Annotated in this window: 23 protein-coding genes; 3 read left to right on the forward strand and 20 right to left on the reverse strand. The window is 50.5% G+C overall.

The features are described 5' to 3' along the window. Positions 1 to 4 precede the first annotated feature (4 nt). The 14 genes from cpsB to M975_RS11645 all read right to left on the reverse strand — a co-directional run bounded on the left by cpsB (position 5) and on the right by M975_RS11645 (position 14,331). A complete protein-coding gene (cpsB, locus tag M975_RS11580) occupies positions 5 to 1,450 on the reverse strand; it encodes a mannose-1-phosphate guanyltransferase (protein WP_064559486.1) in 1,446 nt (481 codons plus the stop codon). Positions 1,451 to 1,452: 2 nt separating this feature from the next. Continuing rightward, entirely contained in the window at positions 1,453 to 2,673 is a 1,221-nt protein-coding gene (gene wcaI, locus M975_RS11585) for a colanic acid biosynthesis fucosyltransferase WcaI (RefSeq protein WP_064559489.1), read from the reverse strand. Next, the gene (locus tag M975_RS11590) at positions 2,670 to 3,149 is read right to left on the reverse strand and encodes a GDP-mannose mannosyl hydrolase (protein ID WP_064559491.1); all 480 of its coding nucleotides are present in this window, start codon (positions 3,147 to 3,149) and stop codon (positions 2,670 to 2,672) included. Before M975_RS11590 ends, wcaI begins: the two co-directional genes overlap by 4 nt. A 2-nt stretch (positions 3,150 to 3,151) precedes the next feature. Next, a complete protein-coding gene (fcl, locus tag M975_RS11595; RefSeq protein WP_064559493.1) occupies positions 3,152 to 4,117 on the reverse strand; it encodes a GDP-L-fucose synthase in 966 nt (321 codons plus the stop codon). Positions 4,118 to 4,119: 2 nt separating this feature from the next. Next, complete coding sequence (gmd, locus tag M975_RS11600; RefSeq protein WP_064512223.1) at positions 4,120 to 5,241, reverse strand: GDP-mannose 4,6-dehydratase; 1,122 nt, start codon at positions 5,239 to 5,241, stop codon at positions 4,120 to 4,122. A gap of 113 nt (positions 5,242 to 5,354) precedes the next feature. Next, positions 5,355 to 5,894, reverse strand: coding sequence for a colanic acid biosynthesis acetyltransferase WcaF (gene wcaF, locus M975_RS11605; RefSeq protein ID WP_064559495.1), 540 nt, complete (start codon positions 5,892 to 5,894; stop codon positions 5,355 to 5,357). A 53-nt stretch (positions 5,895 to 5,947) separates the two neighbouring features. Beyond that, the gene (gene wcaE / locus M975_RS11610; protein WP_064559497.1) at positions 5,948 to 6,700 is read right to left on the reverse strand and encodes a colanic acid biosynthesis glycosyltransferase WcaE; all 753 of its coding nucleotides are present in this window, start codon (positions 6,698 to 6,700) and stop codon (positions 5,948 to 5,950) included. 11 nt (positions 6,701 to 6,711) lie between these two features. Continuing rightward, positions 6,712 to 7,932: a colanic acid polymerase WcaD gene (gene wcaD / locus M975_RS11615; RefSeq protein WP_064559499.1), complete on the reverse strand. Its 1,221-nt coding sequence runs from the start codon at positions 7,930 to 7,932 to the stop codon at positions 6,712 to 6,714. After that, the gene (locus M975_RS11620) at positions 7,907 to 9,124 is read right to left on the reverse strand and encodes a glycosyltransferase (RefSeq protein WP_064559501.1); all 1,218 of its coding nucleotides are present in this window, start codon (positions 9,122 to 9,124) and stop codon (positions 7,907 to 7,909) included. Before M975_RS11620 ends, wcaD begins: the two co-directional genes overlap by 26 nt. Then, positions 9,121 to 9,606 carry a colanic acid biosynthesis acetyltransferase WcaB gene (gene wcaB, locus M975_RS11625; RefSeq protein ID WP_074388363.1) on the reverse strand — a complete coding sequence of 162 codons (486 nt, stop codon included), beginning with the start codon at positions 9,604 to 9,606 and terminating at the stop codon, positions 9,121 to 9,123. The genes M975_RS11620 and wcaB overlap by 4 nt, the downstream gene beginning before the upstream one ends. 2 nt (positions 9,607 to 9,608) lie before the next feature. Continuing rightward, the gene (gene wcaA, locus M975_RS11630; protein WP_064559503.1) at positions 9,609 to 10,445 is read right to left on the reverse strand and encodes a colanic acid biosynthesis glycosyltransferase WcaA; all 837 of its coding nucleotides are present in this window, start codon (positions 10,443 to 10,445) and stop codon (positions 9,609 to 9,611) included. Positions 10,446 to 10,576: 131 nt separating this feature from the next. Further along, positions 10,577 to 12,745: a tyrosine-protein kinase Wzc gene (gene wzc / locus M975_RS11635; RefSeq protein WP_064559505.1), complete on the reverse strand. Its 2,169-nt coding sequence runs from the start codon at positions 12,743 to 12,745 to the stop codon at positions 10,577 to 10,579. 2 nt (positions 12,746 to 12,747) lie between these two features. Then, positions 12,748 to 13,191, reverse strand: coding sequence for a low molecular weight protein-tyrosine-phosphatase Wzb (gene wzb, locus M975_RS11640; RefSeq protein WP_064512241.1), 444 nt, complete (start codon positions 13,189 to 13,191; stop codon positions 12,748 to 12,750). Positions 13,192 to 13,197: 6 nt separating this feature from the next. Next, positions 13,198 to 14,331, reverse strand: coding sequence for a polysaccharide export protein (locus tag M975_RS11645; protein ID WP_064559507.1), 1,134 nt, complete (start codon positions 14,329 to 14,331; stop codon positions 13,198 to 13,200). Positions 14,332 to 15,126: 795 nt separating this feature from the next. Here M975_RS11645 and M975_RS11650 point away from each other — a divergent pair. Beyond that, positions 15,127 to 16,707 carry a TerC family protein gene (locus M975_RS11650; protein WP_064559509.1) on the forward strand — a complete coding sequence of 527 codons (1,581 nt, stop codon included), beginning with the start codon at positions 15,127 to 15,129 and terminating at the stop codon, positions 16,705 to 16,707. A 54-nt stretch (positions 16,708 to 16,761) separates the two neighbouring features. On the opposite strand, the gene asmA is transcribed toward M975_RS11650, so the two are convergent. The 3 genes from asmA to udk form a co-directional block, all read right to left on the reverse strand. Further along, positions 16,762 to 18,612, reverse strand: a complete 1,851-nt coding sequence (gene asmA, locus M975_RS11655) for an outer membrane assembly protein AsmA (protein WP_064559511.1) — start codon at positions 18,610 to 18,612, stop codon at positions 16,762 to 16,764. Positions 18,613 to 18,635: 23 nt separating this feature from the next. Beyond that, positions 18,636 to 19,217, reverse strand: coding sequence for a dCTP deaminase (gene dcd, locus M975_RS11660; protein WP_064559513.1), 582 nt, complete (start codon positions 19,215 to 19,217; stop codon positions 18,636 to 18,638). A gap of 153 nt (positions 19,218 to 19,370) precedes the next feature. Continuing rightward, a complete protein-coding gene (gene udk / locus M975_RS11665; protein ID WP_064559515.1) occupies positions 19,371 to 20,012 on the reverse strand; it encodes a uridine kinase in 642 nt (213 codons plus the stop codon). Positions 20,013 to 20,357: 345 nt separating this feature from the next. Between udk and M975_RS11670 the strand changes: the two genes are divergently transcribed. Continuing rightward, positions 20,358 to 23,693 carry a diguanylate cyclase gene (locus tag M975_RS11670; protein ID WP_064559517.1) on the forward strand — a complete coding sequence of 1,112 codons (3,336 nt, stop codon included), beginning with the start codon at positions 20,358 to 20,360 and terminating at the stop codon, positions 23,691 to 23,693. Here M975_RS11670 and alkA read toward each other — a convergent pair. Next, complete coding sequence (gene alkA / locus M975_RS11675; RefSeq protein WP_064559520.1) at positions 23,675 to 24,547, reverse strand: DNA-3-methyladenine glycosylase 2; 873 nt, start codon at positions 24,545 to 24,547, stop codon at positions 23,675 to 23,677. The two genes, M975_RS11670 and alkA, sit on opposite strands and share 19 nt — an antisense overlap. A gap of 108 nt (positions 24,548 to 24,655) precedes the next feature. Here alkA and yegD point away from each other — a divergent pair, with 108 nt between their 5' ends. After that, the gene (yegD, locus tag M975_RS11680) at positions 24,656 to 26,011 is read left to right on the forward strand and encodes a molecular chaperone (protein ID WP_064559522.1); all 1,356 of its coding nucleotides are present in this window, start codon (positions 24,656 to 24,658) and stop codon (positions 26,009 to 26,011) included. Between the two features lie 34 nt (positions 26,012 to 26,045). Here the strand turns inward: yegD and M975_RS11685 are convergent, their stop codons facing one another. Further along, positions 26,046 to 26,363, reverse strand: a complete 318-nt coding sequence (locus tag M975_RS11685; RefSeq protein ID WP_064559524.1) for a helix-turn-helix domain-containing protein — start codon at positions 26,361 to 26,363, stop codon at positions 26,046 to 26,048. Position 26,364: 1 nt separating this feature from the next. Continuing rightward, complete coding sequence (locus tag M975_RS11690) at positions 26,365 to 26,712, reverse strand: type II toxin-antitoxin system RelE/ParE family toxin (protein WP_064559526.1); 348 nt, start codon at positions 26,710 to 26,712, stop codon at positions 26,365 to 26,367. Positions 26,713 to 26,904: the final 192 nt, after the last annotated feature.

A 26,904-nucleotide genomic window follows, 5' to 3' on the forward strand; every position in this document is an offset into this window, starting at 1 on the left:
ATGGTTAGATGCGTCCGTAGCGATCCTCGAAACGCACAATGTCGTCTTCTTCGAGGTAGGTGCCGGAACGCACTTCAATCAGGTCGAGCGGGATTTTCCCCGGGTTTTCCAGGCAGTGCGTCACGCCCAGCGGAATGTAGATGGACTCGTTTTCGCCCAGCAGTTTCACTTCCTCACCCAGCGTCACTTTCGCGGTGCCCGCCACCACAATCCAGTGCTCGGCGCGGTGGTGGTGCATCTGCAAAGACAGACCTTCGCCTGGTTTCACGGTGATGCGTTTCACCTGGTAGCGTTCGCCTTCGTCGATAGAGTCGTACTTGCCCCACGGGCGGTACACTTCGCGGTGGTTGTGGTGTTCGTGGCGGCCATCGAATTTGATTTGCTCAACCACTTTCTTCACGCTCTGGACGTGGTCGCGGTCGGCAATCAGCACGGCATCTTTGGTCTGCACAACAATCAGGTCTTTCACGCCCACTGTCGTGACCAGGCCGGATTCGGCATAGATGTAACTGTTCTCGGTAGAGTGGCTGATCACATCGCCGTGATGCACATTACCATGCTGGTTTTTGGTGCTGATTTCCCACAACGAAGACCATGACCCGACATCGCTCCAGCCCGCATCCATCGGCACAACAACCGCATCAGCAGTTTTTTCCATCACGGCGTAGTCGATAGATTCATCCGGGCAGGCCAGAAATGCAGCTTCATCAACACGCACAAAATCGAGATCCGGGTCGATGTTCGCCATGGCTTTTTCGCAGGCGCTGAGAATATCCGGGCGGAATTTTTTCAGCTCTTCCAGGTAGCGCCCGGCGCGGAACAGGAACATGCCGCTGTTCCAGTAATATTCGCCGCTGGCAACGTACGCCTGAGCCGTAGCGATATCCGGTTTTTCCACAAACTGCGCCACACCAAATGCAACGGCATCGACGTCTGGCGTATTGAGGTTTGAAACTTCGCCACGGCGAATGTAGCCGTAGCCCGTTTCTGGCAAGTCGGGCACGATGCCGAAAGTCACCAGTTTGCCCGCTTCGGCATACGGCAGCGCATTACGCACCGCGCTTCGGAATGCTTCTTCGTCCTGGATAACATGGTCAGCGGCCAGAATTAGCATCAGCGGGTCGTTTTCTGGCTGGTTGCGGATTGCCGCCAGCGCTGCCAGCGCAATAGCCGGAGCGGTGTTGCGACCAGCAGGCTCCAGCACAATATTTTCCGTCAGCTTGTTCAGCTCACGTAACTGTTCAGCGACGATAAAACGGTGTTCTTCATTGCAAATCACCACCGGGCTTTCGCACTCGACGCCGTTTAAACGGCTGACGGTAGTCTGCAACATCGTCAGTTCCCCTTTCAGGCACAGGAACTGTTTCGGGTAAAGCACGCGGGACAACGGCCACAAGCGGCTACCGTTTCCTCCAGCCATGATGACCGGATAGAGTCTGGAATTAGTCATAATTAACCCTGAATGTCCGCAATAAATTGATTCAACACGCTGTTTTTCTCGAGCGTGCGCTCGGCATATTCACATGCCACGATGTTATGTTCCGGCAGTTGCAGGCAGCGCTGAATGGCATCGGCCAGCGCATCAACCGATTCCGGCTCAACACACACCGCGATACCGGAAAACGCATCGCAAAGTTGGCCGAGTTCGGTGTCTGCTTCTGCGGTAATCACCGCATTACCGCCCACCGCAAGAATGTTGGTCAGTTTTGATGGCAGAACCGCGTCTGCAGCACCTCTGCGCTGAATGACCAAATGGCAATCGGCAAGCTTAAGTAACGCTGGCAGCGCGTCGTAAGGCTGCAACGGATGGAACACCACGTTGTGCAGCCCTTTGTCCTGCGCCAGTTTTTGCAGCCGTGCCTTGCCACCACCCTGGCCGACAATCACGAATACATACGGCTGGAGGGCAAAACGCTCCGCCACTTCAATGACCGTTTCCAGCCCCTGTTTTTCACCGATATTGCCGGAATAGAGGATGATTTTTTTATCGTCTGGCAATTGCAGGCTGTCACGAACCGCCAGAATTTCTTCACGGGAAATACCGCGAAAACGCTCTACTTCCGACCAGTTTGGGAAGAAGATCACTTTCTTCGGATCCACACCCTTTTCGGCCGCTTTGTTCATCATCGAACGGGAAATGGTCGAAACATTGTCAACGTTGTGCAGGCCGCTTTGCTCAAAACGGCTGGCCAGACGGGCTACTTTGCCCTGCTTCTTACCTGCCATTCCGAGGCCAAGCATGGCGTCGACTTCGTAATCTTGAATGTGAAGCAACGTGCGCGCGCCGCTCAATTTTGCGAGCAGGCGCATGCCCGGTACACAAAATAGCGTCGGCACCACACCGATAATGCGGTCCGGCTTCCAGCGGCGTTGCGCCAGCAGCGGGAATAAAGAACTCAGTGCAAAGCTGCCCAAATGAATCAGACGCTTTATCGTTGAAGGCTGCTTTGGTACATACAGCGGGCAACGCCAGACAGTGGCGGCCCCCACTTCCTTCTTGTACTTCCAGGCGGAATAATCGGGATGCACTTCCCAAACCGGATAGTAAGGTGGTGCGGTGATAACACGCACCTCATGGCCCTGACGCGTCATCCATTCAACCATCTCGCCGGTATATTTGCCGATGCCAGTTAATTCCGGGGAGTAATTAATGCCGTAGACCAGGATTTTCATAATCCGATGACCTTATCTGCCTTGTCGGTCAGAAAATAAGCGCGACTGTTGTCGTGCACATCGTCACGAGCCAGCAATTCTTCAGGCGTTAACCAGCGATAAGCACTGTGTTGCGCATCCGGCAGTTGCAGCGCACTGGCATCAACACGCAGGCGGAAACCCAGCACGACATAGTGCGTGGAGAAATCCGTGCCGGAGAAGTTGTCGTCATAGAAGTGCTGCCACACGCCGTAAAACTCGCCATCCTGCAAGGTGAACGCCGTACCTAATTCAGCCTCGGTTAAGCGCGCAAAAGCACGCTCCAGCGTTTCGTCTTTCTGTACCCGGCCTCCCGGCACGAACCAAAAGTTCTGCGCCGGGCGCTGAGTGCGTTGCCCCAGCAGGAACTCTCCTGCCTGATTTTCAACGATCAGATCGATTGAGATCAGCGGTGTGGAGCGGACAACGGTTGAGAAGTCTTCAGCACTCAGAAACATATTTACCCCCGGAACCGTTGCTGGTTTTCGAGGAACCACTGGTAGGTGCTGGCAAGGCCAGGCTCCAGGGTGATTTCCGGATACCAGCCCAGACGGCGCAGGCGTGTCACGTCGAGCAATTTACGTGGCGTGCCATCAGGCTTAGAGGCATCAAACACTACGCGCCCACGGTAACCCGTGACTTTGGCGATGGTTTGCGCCAGTTCGCGAATGGTGCAATCCACACCCGTGCCGACGTTAATGTGCGACAGCATCGGCTGGGTGTTTTCCTGCCACACTTCGCTGGCCATTTCCATAATGTGAATGCTGGCTGCCGCCATATCATCAACATGCAGGAATTCACGCATTGGCGTACCGCTGCCCCACACCACCACATCCGGTGAGTTTTGCTGTGTCGCTTCGTGGAAACGGCGCAGCAACGCAGGGATTACGTGCGAATTGCTTGGGTGGAAGTTATCGTTCGGGCCATACAAATTGGTCGGCATTACCGAACGATAATCACGACCGTACTGGCGGTTATACGACTCGCACAGTTTAATACCGGCGATTTTGGCAATCGCATACGGCTCGTTAGTCGCTTCAAGCGTGCCTTGCAGCAGCTCGCTTTCCGCCATTGGCTGGTGAGCCATTTTCGGGTAAATGCACGATGAGCCGAGGAACAACAGCTTATTCACATTGTGCGTATGCGCGCTGTGAATAATGTTGCTCTCGATAATCAGATTTTCGTAGATGAAGTCTGCCGGATAAGTGTTGTTAGCAACAATTCCGCCCACTTTTGCCGCGGCCAGGTAAACCTGGTCAATGCGCTCCTCGGCAAAGAAGGCATTCACCGCTGCACCATCTAACAGGTTCAGTTCATCGCGATTACGCAGCACCAGTTCGACATCAGCGCGTTGTTCAAGCTGACGGACAATGGCTGAACCGACCATCCCCCGATGGCCGGCAACAAAGATACGATGTTTATTCATGCTCAGGACTCCAGCGCGATGGCAACCTCGTAACCGTGGGACTTAAGCAACGAGTGTTTTTTCGCCGCTTCCAGATCTTTAGCGACCATTTCGCCAACCATCTCTTTAAGCGTGATTTCTGGTTTCCAGCCCAGTTTTTCGTGTGCTTTAGTTGGGTCACCCAGCAGGGTTTCCACTTCAGCAGGACGGAAGTAACGTGGGTCAACAGAGACAATCACATCACCTGGTTTCACACCCGGCGCATCGTGGCCCGTAACAGAAACAACAATGCCCTTCTCTTCCACACCCGTGCCTTCAAAGCGCAGTTTGATACCCAGCTGTGCCGCTGACATTTCCACGAACTGACGCACGGAATACTGCACACCGGTCGCAATCACGAAATCTTCTGGAGTCTCTTGTTGCAGCATCATCCACTGCATTTTCACGTAGTCTTTCGCATGGCCCCAGTCACGCAGGGAGTCCATGTTGCCCAGATACAGGCATTTTTCCAGGCCCTGAGAAATGTTGGCGATGGCGCGGGTAATTTTGCGGGTCACGAAGGTTTCGCCACGGCGTGGGGATTCGTGGTTAAACAAAATCCCGTTACAGGCGTACATGCCGTAGGATTCGCGGTAGTTGACGGTGATCCAGTAGGCGTAAAGTTTGGCAACGGCATAAGGAGAGCGCGGATAGAAAGGTGTGGTTTCTTTCTGCGGGGTTTCTTGTACCAGGCCATAGAGCTCGGAAGTGGATGCCTGGTAGAAACGGGTTTTCTTCTCTAATCCTAAGAAACGAATTGCTTCGAGCAGGCGCAGCGTGCCCATGGCATCAACGTCTGCAGTGTATTCCGGGGATTCGAAAGAAACCGCTACGTGGCTCATTGCGCCCAGGTTATACACTTCATCCGGCTGCACTTCGGAAAGAATACGGGTCAGGTTTGAGCTGTCCGTCAGATCACCGTAGTGCAGATGGAATTTTGGGTTGCTGGTATGCGGATCCTGGTAAATATGATCAACACGTTCGGTGTTGAAAGAAGAAGCACGGCGCTTAATACCATGAACTTCATAACCTTTTTCCAGCAGCAGTTCCGCCAGATAGGAGCCGTCTTGCCCGGTTACACCCGTGATGAGAGCTACTTTAGTCATAATGGATTTTCCTCTGTTAAAATTTTGTATCCCCTCACCCCAACCCTCTCCCTTAGGGAGAGGGAGAAAACCGAGCGGTCCCCTCTCCTGGGGGAGAGGGCTAGGGTGAGGGCTTAAATACGATCGCGTATTTTTACTGCTGGGTTACCCCGGCAAACGGCATTCGCCGGTAATGATTTATAAATACTGCTGCGCGCACCCACGACGGTACCATTGCCAATATTCACGCCAGGTGAAACAAAAACATCTGTTGCCAGCCAGCATTTCTCACCGATGACAATTGGCGTGGCGGTAATATCGAAATGCTTGCTCATATAATCGTGGCTACCAGTACACAAATAACACTTTTGTGACACCACAGAATTTGCGCCTATCGTGATATCGCCCAGCGTATATAACACGGCGTCATCACCTACCCAGGCATAATCACCCAGCGTTAATTTCCACGGATAAGTAATTTTTACTGACGGACGAATCACAACACCTTTACCAATTCGTGCACCAAACAGGCGTAATAAAAAGGCACGCCAGCGATAAAATATTTGTGGCGACCAGGCAAATAATGTTGCCTGTACCCCCCACCACAGTTGAACCTTAATAGGGTGCCCGCCACGAAAACCTTTCGGTACCGTGAAGCCATTTAATTCCTGCATAATATTTCCTACATTTTTGTCGGATGTCGCTGACGCTAATCCGACCTACAGAATCAGGCTTTGTTATAAAGTGCTTTTGCTTTTCCGGTGGTACGCAAACGTAGCTTATAAGATAATTCTGCAATAAAGCCCGGTACACCTAATATTTTGCGCTGAACATTTTTTGCATCCCGACACAATTCAATATTATTTGAAGTCGACACTCCACCCATGGAAAATTCAGACACCAGCCCCTTGACGCGTTTAAATGCATAACCTTTTTTATACATCCGTGCGGCAAGCGCGTAATCCGATGAAACTTTATATTGCAGATCGTAAGGGTATTTACGTAGTCCGGAAACCGGGAAAAATATCGCCTGATGGCTGGCAGGTAGACTGTGGTAGATATACCAGCCCTGTTTTGCACGGCGTTCTATTTTTGTACCGTCACCGAAATCTAATAATGCATCACCAATGGCCATTGCATTATCGGTAGCGGGCATAGCAGCGAGCTGCGGCATGATTTTTGCGATGTCCTGGTGGAAAATATCACCAGAATTAAGGAACAACGCAAAGCGGCCCTGGGCCATCGCAATGCCTTTATTCATCGCATCATAAATGCCGTTATCTTTCTCGCTGACATAACGTAAACAGTACTCACCATTCAGGTTTTCCAGAAATTCCGCTGTGCCGTCATTTGAGGCGCCATCTACAACAATCCACTCAAATGTGATGCCTGGTGCCTTCGCTAAGTGAGCCAGCGACTGCCAGGTTTTTTCTATTCCGGCGAGATTTTTATAAGCAACCGTGATGACACTTAGCAGCATTGTTATTGACCTCAGGTGTTCGTAATTTTGAGTGCCTTACGTAAAATAAATGGGCACACAATCAAGAACGCATATTCAGGGCTAAAAATTGAACCGGTAAAAAATAACGACACCGGAGTAAAAAGCCATAATTGAACGCGATAATTCTCATTATTACCAAACGCCGTTCGCATCATTTTAATGACTTTCCACATATACCAGGCTGTCAGTAATATCGCGAACCACGAGAAATAAATAATTAGCAGATACAAACCATTGTCTACTGTTTTACCGACATCCGCACCGTTAAAGATTCCGAATGATGCAACATATTCATATAAAGATCCGAAACGCACTACCCCATCAATGTTGGTTAATGAATACCCAACCATGGCTAATGGGCCAATAATACGGTAATACGATGACGAACCTTCCGTTCCCAAATCGCCAAGACGTGTTGCAATATAAGGGAATGCGAATATTAACCCTACTAAGAACACGGAAAGAGAAATAATTGCCAATGGCAACTTCTTCTTTATGGCATTTTTATTAAGGTACTGGAATGCCCATTCAAGAAGATAGAACAGGATAAAAGTCATCACCCCTGAAAACGATCCTGAAAGGACTATCCCTAAAAGAATCATACCATCTGTTTTCGGTGTTTTGATACCAAACTGTTTGATACTGAGCCAAATTGAGATTAACGCCAGAGCAAAGAACGCCGGTTCAAAATAAAGTGCCGTGGTGCGCTTGCCGCCGAAGCTAATAAAGTTCAGAACATAGCTATTACTGTATATAAGAAACTTCGAAATTTTCTCAATCAGGCTACTGCCACCAGTCAGAATAATCTGAGCCATTTCCGCCGCAGCGAGCATCACAATAATACCCACCACACCATAAAATAACCGTAGAATCTTTCGGTGATTACGCTGCGAAATAGTTTTGAACCGGCAACTCCAGGTCATCGCCATAATCAGCACGATATAAACGAACAATAATGTCGAGGTGACGTATTTGCTGGCATCAAGCGATTGGCCAAAGATGTAGTTAAATGCAGTCAGTCCGGCACCAATACCCAGCGCTATCATCAATTTTTTGATGCTAATTCGTTCAATATACAAAAATAGGATGGCGGGTAAGAAGGTGACTATCGTTATCGGGAAACTTTCCCCCAATGAGGCCAACTTCACGTTGACCACCAGATAGATAAAGGGTAACAGCAGATAACTACAGATTCTGATAGAACGAGACATACTCCTCCAGCATCTGTTGCCCACTAAACGCCTGGCGGCTTGCAGCTTTAAATACCTGCAACTCTTTGCCAAACACCTGCTGCGCTAACTGTTCTTTTGGCATTTTCACCAGTTCAAGCACGCGCTCATCGCAAAAGGTTTTGCCACCGACTTTGCGCAGCACTTCGTCAGCGGCTTCACTTTGCGTGGCGATAACCGGCACGCCAATCGACAGCGCTTCGCACAAAATCAGCGGGTAGTTATCTACCTGCGAGCTGAACACCAGCGAGTCCATTTCGTTAAGCTCGCTCATCAGCGCTTTTTTATCGGTCATATAACCGTGATTCACCACGTTCGGGCCGTTAAACGGTGAGAACTTACCAAAAGTGTGCAACTCGATTTCGTCGCCCAGCGCCATAATTGCCTGCACCAACTGCTGATTGGTTTTGCCGTCATAACGTAAATCATGTGCCACCACCGCGACTTTTGGCTTAGCACCCGCGGCTTGCGTGAGCGGTAATTCAGCCAGAATCGCTTCGGTTGCCACATCAATTCCGTTATTGATAATTTTGCAGCGCCCTGCCCCGTAAATTCGGTTAAAGGCATCGGCTACGTGCTGGCTTGGCGAAATAAACTGGCAGCCCAGCGCGAGCATTTCACGGAACAGCTGGCGTTTAGTGTCCACCAGCAGATGCGCACGATCCTTTTTTACAGGCGGGTAGTTGTTGAGCGTCGGGCATTTCTGGCAGCCGGTTTTCCAGCCATCGCAACCATCCAGAAACGCGCAGCGCCCGGTAATGCTCCAGTGATCGTGCAACGTCCAGACAAAATTCACATCTGATTTATGGGCTTTTACGCGCTGGCAGAATGTCACCATCTCTTCGAGACTCAGCCAGTAACTGTGAACCACATGGAAATGCAGTACCACCGGGCCTTGGGCGCGAGTCACTTTGCGATACAGGTTATTCAGGTTGCCGAACGGGTCGCGGTTGAAAAAGCGAAACAGAATAATGTTGGCGATAGACGTCAGGCGCGGGGTGTGTTTTTCCACCCCCTGGAACTTGTCATGACTGGCGCTTTTCTTGCCGCCTTTACCGTAGCCGTAAATAAAGCGTGAGCTAAAACCTGCGGCATTTGCGCGCTGGTGAAGATCCAGCGCGACACCCGCCGCACCGCCTTCTGCCAGGCGCACGTTGAATTGTAAGATATTCATTTTATAACCTTTACTTGCGCTTTCTGACCGACGACCAGCGCATTGTCCGGCACGTTGTCCAGCACCACACTACCCGCGCCGACCACCACGTTATTACCCACGGTGATGCCACCAATAATCACTACATTCGCGCCTAGCTCGACACTGTTGCCAATCACCGGGCAATCATTGCTTTTGCTGCGATTACCAATAGTGACGCCGTGGCGAATGGTGAAATCATCTCCGGCGACCACGAATTTATTGATGACAATGGCATAACCGTGGTGGATGGTGAAACGGCGGCCAATGGTCGCGCCCGCCTGGATTTCATAGCCAAACAGACACTCGCTAACAAAGCGGTAAAGCAGGATTATGGGTGCCGCCCAAAGATTGTTGATGACGCTTTTTTTACGCCATACCGAGCAAAAATGAGCGATGCGATAGGCCATCACCATGCAGCAAGGGCGAAGGCTCCAGGAGTTTGCGCGCAGATCTTCAAGCACCGTTATTTCCCCCGCAATCCATCAGCCAGACGCTTAGTATTACGCACGCTCAAGAGCGCTAATAATGTGCGTAAAGACATACGCTTGTTGCGGATCTGGTAGAGGGTAAACAGCTGGTATTTCTTGCTGGCCCGGTCGAATTTGTCTTTGTGCTTTTGATAGAAATGGAAGTAACCGGCAAACTTTTTCGGTGATTTGGTGATCTGCATTTCGCCATGGTTAATGTGCAGAATTTGCGTGGCCTCTTCCACTTTCCACGGCTGGCCATACTCCACCACCATGCGCAGGAAAATATCGTAGTCCTGGGCCGCGGCAAGGGTTGTATCGAACAGGCAGGCCTTGAAGCGGTCGGCATAGGTAAAGACCTGGTTGCCGATAATATTGCGCTTATAAAACAGCTTTAATGAAAAAGGTGATTTCGGGTAAAGCGGCAAACTCGCGGGCTGTGAATAGACCTGGCCTTCGCAGACATAGTCATTGGCGTAGAGAAATGCATGAGTCACCAGTTGATGTTTCTGCTCCAGGAATACCGACAGGCGGTTTGGCGTCCACTCATCATCGTCATCAATACCCGTAATTAATTCACCCGTGGCATTACTGATGGCCTGGTTGCGCACTGAGCAGGCACCCGAGTTGAAATCATTGCGGGTATAACGCACGCGTGGGTCACCCAGCTCATCAACAAAGTGCTGAAGCTGCTCGAAAGAGGACGAGCAGTCATCAACGATTAACATTTCCCAGTGTTCATAATCCTGGCGCAGCACTGATTTGATGGCGCGAATCGCCAGCTGCTGGCGGTTCCATGTCGGCATATAAATAGAGATAAGTGGGCGTTTCATGGCGCTCCCCTTGAAATTGTTTTATGACAAGTCAGCATGCAACCACCCTCATCCCGGCCTTCTCCCTTAGGGAGAAGGGGCAATAGATTCCCTCTCCTGGGGAGAGGGTTAGGTGAGGGCGAACAACTCAATTATTTCGCATCGGATTTATATTCGTACTCGTAATAACCGTAATCCTCGTACCCTGCCGCACGGCGGAAGATGGAGTTGAGAATTACGCCGCGTACGGTGACGCCATTTTGTTCAAAGCGGCTGAGACTGGTTTCGACTTCTTTCAGCGTGTTGACTGCATAACGCGCCACCATCAGCGTGGTGCCCGCATGGCGGCCCACAACCGCGGCGTCGGTAACCGCGAGAATCGGCGGGGTATCAATCAACACCAGGTCATAACTTTTGCTTGCCCATGCGATTAACTCCGCAAAGCGCTCGCTCATCAGCAATTCGGAAGGGTTCGACGGCACGACACCGCGCGGCACAAGGTCAAAATTGGGTACTGAGGTTTTTTGCGCACAACGGGTAATTTCCGCCTGGCCTGAGAGCACTTCTGCCAGACCGTTGGTGTTGGTGGTGCCTAGCAGTTCGTGGGTATAGCCTTTGCGCATATCGCAGTCGATAAGCAACACGCGCTTATTGGTCTGGCTGATGACTGCAGCAAGGTTGGCGCAGACAAACGTTTTACCAATCGACGGGCTAACACCTGTCAGCATCAGAACGTTATTCGATGCCTGCATCATGGCGAAATGAAGGCTGGTACGCAGGCTGCGAATCGCTTCAATGGCCAGATCCGTCGGGTTACCCACCGCCAGCAGTTGGCTTTGCTTATTACGCTTCGCCGCTTTGACGCTACGCACGGTGGCGTTATCGCGGGATTTCTGCCATTCAGAAAGTGGGATGCTGGCGTAAACACCAATCCCGGCTTCTTCGAGTACCGCCGGGCTTTCAATACCACGGTTGAACAAGGAGCGTAACAGCACGCCCATGATGGACAACATCAGGCCAAGAATAATGCTGCCGAGAATAATCAGGGCACGCTGCGGTTTCACCATGCCCGGTTGCGCAATGGCCGCATCGACGATACGCACATCACCCACGGTACTGGCTTCGGTGATTTTCAACTCTTGCTGTTTGTTCAACAGCTGCATGTAAACCTGTTGGCCGGACTCCACATCACGCGTTAAACGCACGATCTCTTGCTGTGTTTTCGGCATCGCGGTGACACGCCCATTCAGACGCTTTTTCTCGTCTTCGAGAGTCTGGCGTTTTTCCAGCAGCGTGCGGTAAGCCGGGTGAACCTTGGTATAAAGCTTGGAAATCTCCGCCTCTTTGAAGGTCAATTCATTGAGCTGCGCATCGATGTTAACCATGGTGTCGAGGACGGATTTAGCTTCCAGCGACAAATCAACCGAGTCCTGTTGTTGGCGATAAGCGTTCAATTTATTTTCGGCAGCATCGAGACGGCTGCGGACTTCCGGAAGCTGTTGCGCTAAGAATTGCAGGCTTTTGGCCGCTTCTTCCGATTTACGCTGCACGTTCTGCGCAAGATAGTTACGCGTGATGCTGTCGAGAATGGCGCGGATTTGGTCTTTGTCTTCGCCAGTATAAGAAAGGCTTAACACGCCGGTATCTTTGCCGTTTTCAGCCACCGTCAGGTTGCCCTGAAGCTGATTTATCATGCCAAGCGTTGAGTATTTGTTGACGGTAAACGTGTCGCCCACTTGCGCTTTAATGGCGCTCACTAACAGGGTGATGCCGCCCTGACTCAGTGGCTGACCCACCTGCCCTTTGGCGCTAAATCCATTATCGCTGGTCAGTAGATACTGCTGCGGGCTTAGCACTTCAATGGTAAACACATTTTTGGCCTGCCCTGCCGGGAGGTTAAAAGTATCGACAATGACAGTGTCGTTCTGGCGGCCCTGAAGCCTGTCCCAGCCCGCGCCTAACAGCCAGAAGCTGTTCTTTTCGACGGCGATATCCAGGTTAAGATCGTCAACTGTTTTGCCCAATACCAGGCGCGACTGAATCAACTGCATTTCAGCGGCAGAAGCAGGCGGCTTATTAGATAGCGCGGAGCTGATGTCGTTGACTAACGAATTACCGGCGTTTTGTTCGATTTGCACCAGTGCATCGGCTTTATAAATTGGCGTGGCGAACATGGCATAAATAGTGGCAAGTATCGCGAAGATGGCGGTGATCCCCAGAACCCACCAACGGGCTTCAAGGACCGTACCGAACAATCGGCCAATATCAATTTCGTCATTGCCCTCAGCCGGGGCGCTCGAACGGCGTGCTTTGTCTGTCATTGTTATCCCTGATGAGCGTTGAGTGCGTTAGCCCATTTTTGGGCGTTCTGGTCCAGAAGACCGTAAACCGCTTCAAAAGCGTCGTGGCTTTTGCGATACGGATCGGGAATTTCCCGTTCCGCATCCCAGTGACCAAACAGCATCACTTTGCCGCGCATCTCTGGAGCCATTTCGCAAAGTGCGGAGATATGGCGTTTTTCCATGGCGAGGATCAGGTCGTATTCGCGGCACATTTTGCCGGAAACTTGTTTTGCGCAGTGCCCCTCAAGGGAGAGGTTATGCTGTTCGGCGACACGAATGGCGCCAGCGTCAGCCCCCTTCCCCACCAAAGCCCCCAGCCCCGCCGAGGTCACGGTCAGCTCCGGGTGATAGCTTTTGAGTAACCGCTCAGCGGTTGGGGAACGGCAAATATTCCCCACACAGACAACCAAAATTTTGTTGAACATAGCGCGTTACCAGGTATGGATATCTTTGGCGGTATCCGTCATATAACGAACGCCACTGATCGTCGGCAGCAGTTGGTTGATCAGACGATTCCAACGCGTGACAGGTGCTGTGGTCACATACACCACATCGTAAGGTTGCAACTGGAATTCAGTGCCCATAACCAGCGACGTCGCATCCGACATATCAAGCTGATAAATGTTGGCGATTTTGCCGCCCTGTTTCTCTTTGATTGGGCGAATCACGAAGATCCCGCTGGCATTTGAAGCCGTCATATCCAGACCTTCGGCCTGGCCGAGCGCTTCGGTCAGCGTCATGCCGCTAAAGTCCATTTTCAGGGTGGTTTGTTTCTTCACTTCGCCCATCACGAACACTTTCAGATCGTCATTGCGCGGCACGAATAAGATGTCACCGGGATAAAGCAGGTGGTTCTGGCTCAGGTCGCCGTTTTGCATCAGCGCCTGTAGGGAAATGCGTTGTTCCTTACCGTTGTGCGTCAGCACCACGTTGCGCCAGTCGGCAGCATCAGTCAGGCCGCCTGCGGCGTTGATGGCATCCAGAACGGTGAGCGGGACGTTGGTAATCGCCTGCTGCCCTGATTTATTCACCTGGCCTGAGACATAGGCTTTTTGGGAGCGGAAGCCAGCGATATTAACGTCCACCTGCGGGTCAGCGATGTACGTCGCAAGGCGGCTGGTAATATCACTGCGAATTTCAGAAAGGGTTTTACCGGTGACTTTTACTTTGCCGACATACGGATAGAACATGGTGCCGTCTGACTGTACCCAGTTACCCGCATCGCTTGAGCTACGGTATTGGCCCGCTGGGGTGGTGAGTTCAGGGTGGTCCCAAACCGTGACATTCAGAACATCGCCTGGCCCCACACGGTATTGGTAAGCAGAGATCTCCTGGTCGAGAGACATATTTGGCTGTGCGACCGCTGGGCGGACACGTAATTGCTCAACCAGGCGCGGTGTTAACGGATACACATTGACCATGCGGTCCAGATCAAAATCTGAATCCTGTTGCTTGATAACGTCTTTCCCCATCGTAGACATATTGCTACCGGGGAGTACTGTGCAACCACTCATAAGGGCTACCGACACCAATAAAGGCATCAATTTAAGTTTGTATTTAATCATTGAGTATTTATCACTATGGCAGAGTAATTATCCTGAGCGAACATACCCTTCAGAATTCAAGTTACAGGGGTGTTGGCTGCACTAGAATTATTTTGGGTATAAAATAAGTGACTCGTTAGGGTTTTGAATAAGGCCTAAATTGAAACCTGGTTGATGCAGAAAATAACTGGCATCAATCCTAAAAAATCGCTTATTTCCCGACATCCTATTGACAGAATAATTGAGGCTTATTCTCTGGCCTTCGGGCATGCTACCGCCCCTGGCTTACAGTCACCAACCTACTGAAAAAAGACAATTTATAAGAAGTAACGAGTATAATAATTAACACCAAAGAACACGTCTTTGGAGATAAACCTTTGGGTGCCCGGTTAAATATCACGGATTCAGTGAATATAAAAAATACAACCGATATCAGTCACCGATATCGATTGTTGCAGCTAACCCTATTTCAGGCAAGGCACCGCCAGACAATAGCGCGGCTTTTAAGAATAGTATTAACAACACAATTACATGCCTTTAGGATTTTCTTTATATTGACAGAAAATTAATAAATGATAAGGCGTAACTTAATATACAGATATATCTCATGTGAATTTTACAATAAGAAAAAACAATACATCACTATTTGGCGAATAATTAATTATTTACCTTAGTGACTAAGTGGAATTAACCGGGAGATATTTAACATTTAAACCCTGCAAGATTTATCCCGACCAGCAACATTGCAATTTTTCGCGCGGTTAACCATCATTTGATAGTGGCGTTTGCCATCTAACAAAAGGTTTACTACGGGATATGGAATGGATTGCCGACCCCTCAATCTGGGCTGGTCTCATTACACTGGTCGTTATTGAACTGGTCCTGGGTATCGATAACCTGGTGTTTATCGCTATCCTTGCCGAAAAACTTCCCCCTGCCCAACGCGACAAAGCACGCGTCACCGGGCTCGTTCTTGCGATGCTAATGCGCTTGTTGCTGCTGGCCTCCATTTCCTGGCTGGTCACGTTAACCCGCCCGCTGTTCAGGTTCGGTGAACTTGGTTTTAGCGCCCGGGATCTGATCATGCTCTTTGGTGGGTTATTCCTTTTATTTAAGGCGACCGTTGAGCTCAACGAACGGCTTGAGGGCAAAGATAGCGAAAACCACACTCAGCGGCGCGGTGCACGGTTCTGGCCCGTGGTCGCACAAATCGTCATTCTGGATGCAGTTTTTTCCCTCGATTCGGTGATAACCGCCGTGGGCATGGTCGACCATCTGCCCGTGATGATGGCCGCAGTGATAATCGCAATTTGCCTGATGCTGCTTGCCAGCAAAGCCTTAACCCGCTTTGTGAATAACCACCCAACTATTGTGATTCTCTGCCTGAGCTTCCTGCTGATGATAGGCTTTAGCCTGGTCGCAGACGGTTTTGGTTACCATATCCCGAAAGGCTATTTATATGCCGCTATCGGCTTCTCGGTGATGATTGAAAGTTTAAACCAGCTGGCGATATTCAACCGCCGCCGTTTCCTTTCTGCTGATCAATCGTTGCGCCAGCGCACCGCTGAAGCCGTGCTGCGCTTATTGAATGGTAAGAAGGAAGAGGCTGAACTGGATGCACAAACCGCTTCGCTGATTGCCGACCACGCCCGGCAAGATGAGATATTTGAGCCACAGGAACGCCTGATGATTGAACGCGTACTCAATCTTAACCAGCGTACCGTGAGCAGTATCATGACTTCACGCCATGATGTTGAACACATCAAACTCACCGACCCCGAGCCACAAATCCGCACATTGCTGGATAAAAACCAGCATACACGCGTGGTAATAACCGGTGATGGCGATGAAATTTTAGGTGTGGTTCACGTTATTGATTTGCTACAGCAATCGCTGAAGGGCGAACCGCTCAACCTTGAAGTATTAATTCGCCAGCCGCTTATCTTCCCGGAAACGCTGCCACTGCTGGCTGCACTCGAGCAGTTCCGCAATGCCAGAACGCACTTTGCCTTTGTGGTGGATGAGTTTGGTTCAGTTGAGGGCGTTGTGACGTTAAGTGACGTGATGGAAACCATCGCCGGTAATTTGCCCAATGAAGTCGAAGAAATAGATGCGCGCCATGATATCCAGAAAAACCCGGACGGCACATGGACGGCGAACGGGCATATGCCGCTTGAGGATTTGGTCCAGTACGTGCAATTACCACTTGATGACAAACGCAACTATCACACCATCGCCGGGTTATTGATGGAGGCGTTGCAGCATATTCCGGTGAGGGGAGAAACGGTTGAAGTGGGGGATTTTCTGTTGCGAACTTTACAGGTGGAAAGCCATCGCGTTCAGAAGGTGCAAATTGTACCGAAGACCCGCGATGAGGATGCAGATTACGAGGTGTGAATTGTCCCGGGGGATTAGCGCTGCGACATCCACTATTCCCCCGATTTGAGATGATTACATCTTATCCAGCAACTCTTTAACGTCTTTCGATTTACTGCTGTCTTTATGGCGCTCGAGCCAATCGTTAAGGCGGCGCTTCGCCTCGCCTTGCAACTGTTTACGCAGCACCTGGTCAACTTGCAATGAGTAATTCAGCTTCTGCCATGGTCCATAAACGCGCAGTGGGATTGGCGTGGTTTTCAGCATTTCAACGAGTTGAGTATTCCCTTTCCAGCCGCCCAGTACGGTGACGTTAAATCGGGTATCACATTGTTGCTTAACCAAATCAAGCGTCCCCTGCCCGGTGAGTTCAAGCACGGAAGATTTACCCGCCATTTGCTTGAGCGTCAGCTCGCCGGTATCGAGGCTAGCCTGAGCGGAGAAACTATCGAGTGTGGTAACGTTATCGTAGTTATCCTGAGCCTCGACATCACCATTACTACGGGTGACGGCTTGCTGAATCAACTGCTGGAAGTTCATGCCCTGCATTGAGGTGTGCGACATTGTTACGCTCGCATCCCCTTCCCAGCTGCGGCGGAACGCTTCGGCATTGAGCCTGTCGCCACTAAACTCCCCTTCCATCGACAACAATCCAGTCAGTGCAATGGGGTAGTCGAATGCGGTAAGAATCGGGCCAATTTCAATATCATCGATTTTTGGGTTGAAGGTTAACTGCGGCTCATTCTTGCGTGCATCAAGAACGCCAGGGAATGACATGCTGCCCTTGCCGAATTTCCCCATCAGTTCAGAGACCGTCAACAGACCATACTGGTTCGTCATTGCCGTCTGGACATCGGTAAATTCCAGACCGCGCCAGTGCACACTTGAAGCGGCAATTTTGACTTGAGCGCTATAACTACGCAGGTTCTGATAGTTGGTGTCTTCAATACCCGAAGCAATGATTGGGCGCGGTAAAGTACTTTGCAACTGGGCTTGCTGAGCCGGTTTAGTCGCCGTCACAGCGTTGATATTACCCGCAACCAGACCGTCGAGGTTTAACTTACTGGAATGGAGGTCGAACACCCACTGAGGTTTTTCTTCCAGCACGACATTCGCATTGCCTTGCAGGTCGCTGTCGTTAGCGGTGAATTGCAACTGATTAAGCTCAAGGCGGCGCTGTGGTTCAAGCCAGTTGGCCACAAAAGTGCTGTTGCCTGAAATCCCTTTCGACGGGAGGTCTGCACCCTGAAGCTGGTAATCAAGTTTGGAAATATTGGCACTGAGTTGCTGCGGATAATTACTGGCATCAAGATCGGCCACCAGCGATAAACTCAGGTCTCGCTGGTCGCGATTAATGCGGCTGCTCAGTTCGATATGCGCTTGTTTTTTATCATTCTGTTCCATGTGCAGATTGATATTACGCACCGTAATTTGTTCGTTACCGTCATGCTGGAAGACCAGCACGCTGTCAGCAACTTTTAATTTGCCGATATCGAACGTCCAGCCACGCTCTTCTTCAGGTGGGGAAATGCGGCTTGATGGACCCACCGGCGCGTCTTTTGGACGGCGCTCTTCAGACTGCGGAGTGAGTTGAATCACAGCACCCTTGAGCATCACCTGCTGAACCTGGAGTTGGTGTGACAATAGCGGTATAAGCGCAACATCAAGGCGCATATTGTCCGCGCTCACCAGCGGTTGAGAAGCGCCGGGTGCGGTCAGCGACATACGCCCTGATAAAATACTGAGCTGGGGCCAGACGTGCCAACGCAATGGTCCACTTAAATCCAGCTGGTAACCACTGCGAGCTTCAACCTGGCGCACCATATATGCACGAAAATCATTGGGATTAACCAATAACACCAACGCAGAAAGGCCGGCAACCAGGACAACCAGCAAGATCATCAGCGTGGTTAATAATCGTCTCATACAATCCCCATACAGATGGAATCTCAGTCCTTATCAATACGGCTCGCAACAGCCCCTTGCTGATCGCGATATTTCGCGTCCTGGCGGCTGTTATACGGACGAGCAGCGGGACCTGAAAGCGGCTCGAAACTCAACGCACCAATCATCATGCCTGGGCGTAATGCTAATGGCAACTTACCGGAATTATAGAACTCAAGCACGATACAACCATGCCAGCCCGGATCGATACGGTGTGCGGTAACGTGAACCATCAGACCCAAACGTGCTAAAGATGAACGCCCATCTAACCAGCCGACTAAATTATCAGGCAGCGTGACGGACTCCAGCGTGACAGCCAGCGCCAGTTCACCAGGGTGCAGGTAGAATGCGTCGCCCTCCTTGAGGACAATTTCGTCACTCATCACTCTTTCCAGCGCTTCACTTACTTCATCTTTAGGGCCGCTCAAATCAATAAACGGTGCGGTATGGCCGCTGAAGGTACGGAATTTGTTCCCCAAACGAACATCAACGGTTGCTCCGCTAATGCGTTCAACTGGCGGACGAGGGGTAATCGTTAAGCGCCCGTCATCAAGCCAGGCTTCTATATCGCGGTCACACAAACGCATCAGTGATGCTCCTTATCTCATGCTCAGTTTTGTTTACCCTGCCACAGCGGGGCTGAGATAGCCATGCTGTGGCAGGGTAAACACCGGGATTTCATTATTTTTTGCGAGCAAGCTGCAAGAACAGACTTGCTACAGGCGCGTTAACCGGAGTGGTTATTCAAAGAACTGACTGATTTTTGCTTTGAGGATATCAATGGCAATACGGTTTTTACCCCCGCGCGGCACGATGATATCGGCATACTGCTTAGAAGGTTCGATGAATTGTAAGAACATAGGACGAACGGTTTTCTGGTATTGGGCCATTACAGAGTCCATTGAACGGCCACGTTCGTTTACATCACGTTTCATACGACGCATCAGGCAAATATCCAGCGGCGTATCAACAAAGATAGAAAAGTTCATCTCTTCGCGCAGACGGGCATCCGTCAGCAACAAAATCCCTTCCAGAATGATGACTTTCTTCGGCATTAAATGAACAGTGTTACCGGTACGGGTGTGCTCCACATAGCTGTAGACAGGCAGTTCAATGGGGTTACCGGATTTAAGCGTTTGTAAATGCTGGAACAGCAGATTGTGGTCCATCGCATTAGGATGGTCGTAGTTGGTCTTAACTCGTTCTTCCATCGAAAGATGGCTTTGGTCTTTGTAATAACTGTCTTCTGGAATGACACCAATGTGTTCATCACCAACCTGATCACGCAATTCGCGATACAGTGTGCTGGCAATAAGACTTTTTCCTGAAGCCGACGCACCGGCTATCCCGATGATGACGCATTGATGGGACTTGTCAGTCATGTTGTAACGAGCCTTGTTGACTTAAATGTTGAGGAAGGGCGACGCTACATGCGTCAAACGCGGCAATTATAGGGAGATCCGCCCGCTGATACCAGAGTAATGCGCTCTCAAGGGCGATTTTAGCTGCTGAAGGGGAAGGCAATAATGTCCTTTCAATAAATATGACTATTATCAAGAGGTGAAAATAAGTCTGTCAAATATCACTTTTTATGACTTCTTGATGTTAAATTATGACCGCACTGCATAGGAATTGTAAATTGTTTGTACTAGCATAAACCGACACTTATCTTTTTTATTTGCATCCGGGCATGGCACCTGGCGGCACGCCTTAACGGATTTGCGGTAATGATCAAACAAAGCACAAAAGAGTTAATCGCAATGCCTTCCTTCGTACTGCCGGTGGGATTAGGGGTTCTAAGCTTTGTATTTACCTATTACTCCCTGGAATTATCACTAGTCGGTACTGTTTTAGCGCCATTATGGTTCCCAACGTCCATCATGATGGTGGCATTATTTCGCCATTCTTTTCGCCAGTGGCCAATGGTCATTGTGGTTTGTGCTCTCGGCAGTTTGTGCGCATCGGCTGTTGTATTTCCCATAAATGAAATTAATCTCGGCTATTCCGCTATCAATATTATTGAGGCGTTGCTCGGCGCATCTTTATTGCGCCGTCTGTTGCCACAGCATAATCCACTGCAAAATCTTAATAGCTGGGTGCGGCTGGTCGTCGGCAGCGCCGTAATCCCCCCGCTGGTTGGAGGGTTGCTGGCGGTTTGGCTGGAAGGCTTGAGTGGCGCAAATGTCGCAAAAACCTTTTTTGTCTGGGTTCTGTCAGAAACGATCGGTAGCCTGGCATTGGTTCCAACAGCATTATTGTTTAAACCTGCCTATTTATTACGCTATAAGAACCCAAAACTATTAGTAGAAACGATATTCACTTTTGTTATCACTCTGACCCTGAGCTATCTCGCCCTGCTTTATATGCCATGGCCTTTTACTTTTATTATTGTTTTTCTGATGTGGAGTGCAATCCGCCTGCCCCGCCTGGAAGCCTTTATTGTTTTCCTTGGGACACTCATGGTTGTCTCATTAATGATGGCCACCACCAATCAAACCGGCCTGCAACAGCCCCACACAGCAATCATGAACAATGCGCCCTGGCTGCCGTTTCTGATGATTTTGCTGCCGGCAAACGTCATGACGATGGTGATGTATTCATTTCGTGAAGAGCGTAAGCACATCACCGAAAGTGAAGCACGTTTCCGTAACGCCATGGAGTACTCAGCCATTGGTATGGCGCTGGTTTCGACCGACGGGCAGTGGTTGCAGGTTAATAAATCACTGAGCAAATTCCTTGGCTATACCCCGGAGCAGCTTCGCTCACTCACCTTCCAGCAAATTACGCATCCGGAAGATTTACATGCTGATTTGCAGCAACTCAATATGCTGGTTAGCGGTAGTATCAACAGCTATTCGATGGAAAAGCGCTACTACACCAGTAAGGGTGATGTGGTGTGGGCACTGCTTGCGGTATCTATCGTGCGCGATATTGACGGTTCCCCGCTCTATTTAATCGCGCAAATCGAAGACATCAACGACCTCAAGCATACCGAATGGGTGAATAAGCGGTTGATGGAGCGCATTACGCTGGCTAATGAAGCGGGCGGAATTGGGATTTGGGAGTGGGATCTTGTCAGCGATGTGATTAGCTGGGATAAACGCATGTTTGATCTCTACGAAGTCCCGGCCCATATGAAACCCACCTACGCTTTATGGCTGGAATGTATTGTTCCTGATGACGCCGCTGCGGCTGAGAAAACAGTTCGCGAAGCCTTGCATGATCGTGTGCCATTTAAAATGGAATACCGCATTAATGTCAAAGAGGGTATTCGCCATATTCGCTCGCTGGCGAACCGCGTACTGAATAAGAATGGTGATGTTGAGCGTTTGCTCGGTATCAACATGGATATGACGGAAGTCAAACAGCTTAACGAAGCGCTGTACCAGGAAAAAGAGCGACTGCACATCACGCTGGACTCAATTGGGGAAGCGGTGATCTGTACCGACGTGGATATGAATATCACCTTTATGAACCCGATTGCCGAAAAGCTCAGCGGCTGGCCGCAACAGCAGGCGATTGGCCAGCATATTCTGGCGATTTTACACATCACGTTTGGCGACACCGGTCCGGTGATGGAAAACATTCACAGCGGTGATTATTCACGCACAACTATCGAGCATGATGTGGTTCTGCATTGCCGCAACGGCGGCAGTTACGACATTCATTATAGCATTACCCCGTTAACCACACTTGATGGGCAAAGTATCGGCTCGGTTTTGGTTATTCAGGATGTCACTGAATCGCGGAAAATGCTCAAACAACTGAGCTACAGCGCTTCACACGATGGCCTGACGCACCTGGCAAACCGGGTGAGTTTCGAAAATCATCTCAAGCGTTTACTGCAAAGCGCCGGGGAAAACCGCCAACGCCACGCTCTGGTATTTATCGATCTCGACCGGTTTAAAGCGGTGAACGACACTGCGGGGCACGCGGCGGGCGATGCGCTGCTGCGCGAACTGGCTTCCTTAATGCTTAGCATGTTGCGCACTGGAGACTTCCTGGCTCGTCTGGGTGGCGATGAGTTTGGCCTGCTCCTCCCGGACTGTTCAGCAGACAACGCACGTCATATTTCTGAACGTATTATTCAGAGTATCAATGACTACCACTTTACCTGGAACGGGCGTCTGCATCGTATTGGTGCCAGTGCCGGGATCACGCAAATTGACGCCGATAACCGAATAGCCTCGGAAGTGCTGTCTCAAGCGGATATAGCCTGTTACGCCTCGAAAAATGGCGGCCGTGGCCGGGTAACGGTGTTTGAATCTTCCCAGCACGATATTCACACCAACGATCAGAATTTTTCTGTCGATGAACAAAAACGCATTATCAATGACAACCCTATTCTGATGGTCGCCCAGGGTGTTGCCCCACCACGCATCCCGGAGACAACCAGCTTCTATGTCATGTCGCTGCGCTTGTGGGGAAGTGACGATATGGTGATTAATGAGTCCGTTTTCCGTGCCGCAGTGACCGATAAAAATCTGCAATGTGCACTCGACCTGCGGATTTTTAATGAATTCTTCAGCAAGTTTGCCCTGCAAGTGGCCAACAAAGGCTTTGGGGTTGCATTCACCCTTTCCTCTGCTGGCCTCGCAAGCGATAACGTCGTCGATGAAATACTGGCGCAATTATCACGTAGCCCCCTCCCCGCACGCTTGTTGCACCTGATGATCCATTGCGAAGCGTTGCAACATGAAGATGAAAGAATCGACCGCAACCTGCAACGGCTTCGCGACAGCGGCTGCCAGCTAATTTTGAGTCATGTGGGCCGCGATCTGGATATCTTTAAAGACATATCACGCCAGCATTTCAGTTACATCATTGTGGACAGCGAACTGATTCAGAACGTGCATTGCAACCTGATGGACGAAATGATGGTGACCATAATTCATGGCCACGCACAGCGCCAGTCATTACAAACCATCGCTGGCCCGGCGGATATCCCGATGGTGTTGGATACGCTTTCCGGCATTGGTGTAGAGCTGATTTATGGTGAAGCGGTGACACAACCAACCCCGCTGGAAATGCTGCTTAACTCCAGTTATTTTGCGATTAACTGAGGCTCGGGTTCAACTGCCGGAAACCAGCCTTCGCTATACCAGATGTGCAATAGCGCGTAGGAGCGCCAGGGTTTCCAGCGTTCTGCGTAATGGCGGATTTGTGCAGGCGTCATGCCGGGGAAACGCTGCTTTATCAAATAATCATCAGGCAAGAATACATCGCTTGCCTGCCAGCCACGCAAAGCGATGTAGTTTGCTGTCCAGCGGCCAATTCCTGGATACGTTGTCAGCATTTTCACGCCTTGTTCCACATCCGCAGGGCTGTGTAGCGGGAACTCACCCTCGACCATCAAACGCGCCAGATGAATAATCGCCTCACCGCGTTTTAGCGGCATACCAAGCGCTTTTAGCTGTTCAGGCACCAACGATGCCAACTCCTCAGGGCGTGGGAAAATAACCCATTCTGGGTGTTCCACCAGCTGCTCACCAAAGGTGAGCGCCAGTTTACTGGCCAGTTTTGCAGCCATCGCCACGCTCACCAGTTGCCCTAAAATTGCGCGAATAGCTTGCTCAAAAGTATCCATACAGCCGGGTAGGCGCAGGCCCGGACGCGCCACCGACAATTCACCGAGGCTTTCAAGAATGGTATGCGGCTGGCAATCCAAATCCAGCAACTGCTTTATTCGCGCTAACACTTCGCTGGCAACTGGCTGCAAACCTTCACTTAGCGTCACGTTTAGCCGGCAGGCTGCTTCATCCGCTTCAAGCGTCAGTAACCCCTGATGGTTCCCCAGTGCAAAACTGCGGCAATAACGATCCTCTGAGACAATCTCAATGCCACTGACCGCACGTCCGGCCAGAAATCCAAACATCCACTTCCAGTCATAAGGCGGGTTGTAGTCTAGTTGGTACATACTTTCATCTCTGCTGTTGAGTATCGGCGGCACAGAAGTATATTTTATTGCTCAGTGCTTCACATTCCGCTAAAGTCGCCCCCCTTCTTCACCGGCATGGGGGATGTTATGCAATTTATAGGCTTTGATTATGGTACTGCAAACTGCTCTGTAGCAGTGATGCGCGATGGCGTTCCACAGGCGCTGGAGATGGAAAACGGTTCGACATTGCTTCCGTCAATGTTGTGCGCACCGACACGTGAATCAGTGAGTGAGTGGCTTTATCGTCATCACGAAGTCCCGGCTACCGGTACTGAAACCCAGGCATTGCTGCGTCGAGCGGTCTCTTTTAACCGCGAAGAAGATATTGATGTGTTGCCTGGCAGCGTGCAGTTTGGGCTCAGCTCCCTGCAGCAGTATATGGAAGATCCCGAAGAAGTTTACTTCGTTAAATCACCAAAATCATTCCTCGGCGCCAACGGATTAAAACCACAACAAGTCGCGCTGTTCGAAGATTTAGTTTGCGCCATGATGCTGCATATTCGCAATCAAGCGCAAAGCCAGGTCGCAGAACCCATCACTCAAGCCGTGATTGGTCGCCCGATCAACTTCCAGGGCTCAGGCGGCGATGAAGCAAACCAGCAGGCGCAAGGTATTCTTGACCGCGCAGCTCATCGCGCGGGCTTTAAAGACGTGGTGTTTCAGTTTGAGCCGGTCGCGGCAGGCCTCGATTTTGAAGCGACGCTAACGGAAGAAAAACAGGTGCTCGTCGTGGATATCGGCGGCGGGACTACCGACTGCTCGGTGTTACTGATGGGCCCACAATGGCGCGCCCGACGTGACCGCGAGCAAAGTCTGCTCGGCCATAGCGGCTGCCGTGTTGGCGGTAACGATCTGGATATCATGCTGGCTTTCAAACAGCTCTCCCCCTTACTGGGCATGGGCGGCCAAACGGAGAAAGGCATCGCGCTGCCGGTACTGCCGTGGTGGAATGCGGTTGCGATAAACGATGTCCCGGCGCAAAACGATTTTTACAGCAGTGCCAATGGCCGCATGCTAAACGAGTTGGTACGCGATTCGCGTGAGCCTGAGAAAGTCGCATTCCTGCAAAAAGTCTGGCGCCAGCGTCTTAGCTATCGCCTGGTGCGCGCAGCTGAAGAGAGCAAAATTGCGCTTTCAGACAGCCAGCAAGTCGCGACCATGCTGCCGTTTATCAGTAAAGAACTGGGCTGCGAGATTACTCAAACAGAGCTGGAAAGTGCTATCAGCCAGCCGCTGCAACGTATTCTCGAGCAAGTCACACTGGCGCTGGAAAACAGTGCGGTAAAACCTGATGTGATTTATCTCACCGGCGGGAGTGCCCGTTCGCCATTGCTCAAGCATGCACTTGCGCAGCAATTACCGGGTATTCCGTTGGCAGGAGGCGATGATTTCGGCTCCGTCACCGCAGGCCTTGCCCGTTGGGCTGATGTGGTGTTCCGCTAATTAAAAACCACGCCGTGGGGGAACCTGCGGCGTTTTAAATTTTCATCTGTTTAACACCATCCGGAAACTCAATTTGCAGCGAGAGTTTGCCACCCAACGCTTCGATATAACGCTTTAACGTCCCCAGTTTGACTTCATTGCCGCGTTTTTCAATGGCCGTCACCGCCGGTTGGCTGATACCCATCGCTTCTGCCAGTTGTTGTTGCGACCAGCCCATTTGCTCGCGAACCATTGACAGACAGCTTTCCAGAATCAGTTCCTGAGTCGCTTCAGCTATTCGTTTCTGACTTTCAGGTGAACGACGAGCAATTAACTCTTCTAATGTGCTGTAACCTTTCGGATTGTTTTTCATATTATTTTTCCTGTGACTTCAACCAAGCTATAAACTCTTTGTCCGCAATAGCGATCATCGATTCGTAGAACCGTTTAGTTTTCGACTTATCACCTGCGCACAACAGAACAGCATTTCGGCGGTAATCAAAAATATAAAATGCCCGAACGGGCTTACCCTGGTGCTGAACTCTCAACTCTTTCATGTTGGCAAAACGTGAACCATTTACAGTGTCGGCATAGGGACGAGGCAAATAAGGCCCCCAAAACCGTAAATGCCCCATCACTGCAAGCATCTTTTCCTGAAGGTCATTGTGTTGCTCATCAAACCATTCTTCATACCGTTTTGTAGTCAATATCTTCCATGTCATAGCGTTGCCTTATAAACTATAGTTTATATTAAATGTATAAACCACAGTTTATTGCCCAAAATTCAAACAGGATACTATTCAACCGTTTTCTTCCGAGGCGCTACGCAAAAAACCATCCCCCTTGATGGATCCATACAGTACTTCATAATTCCTCCATTTTTCCGCTGCCTTATCTCACTACACTAGTATCAT

The sequence above is a fragment of the Buttiauxella brennerae ATCC 51605 genome, assembly GCF_001654925.1.
In the GTDB taxonomy this organism is placed as follows: Bacteria; Pseudomonadota; Gammaproteobacteria; order Enterobacterales; family Enterobacteriaceae; genus Buttiauxella; species Buttiauxella brennerae.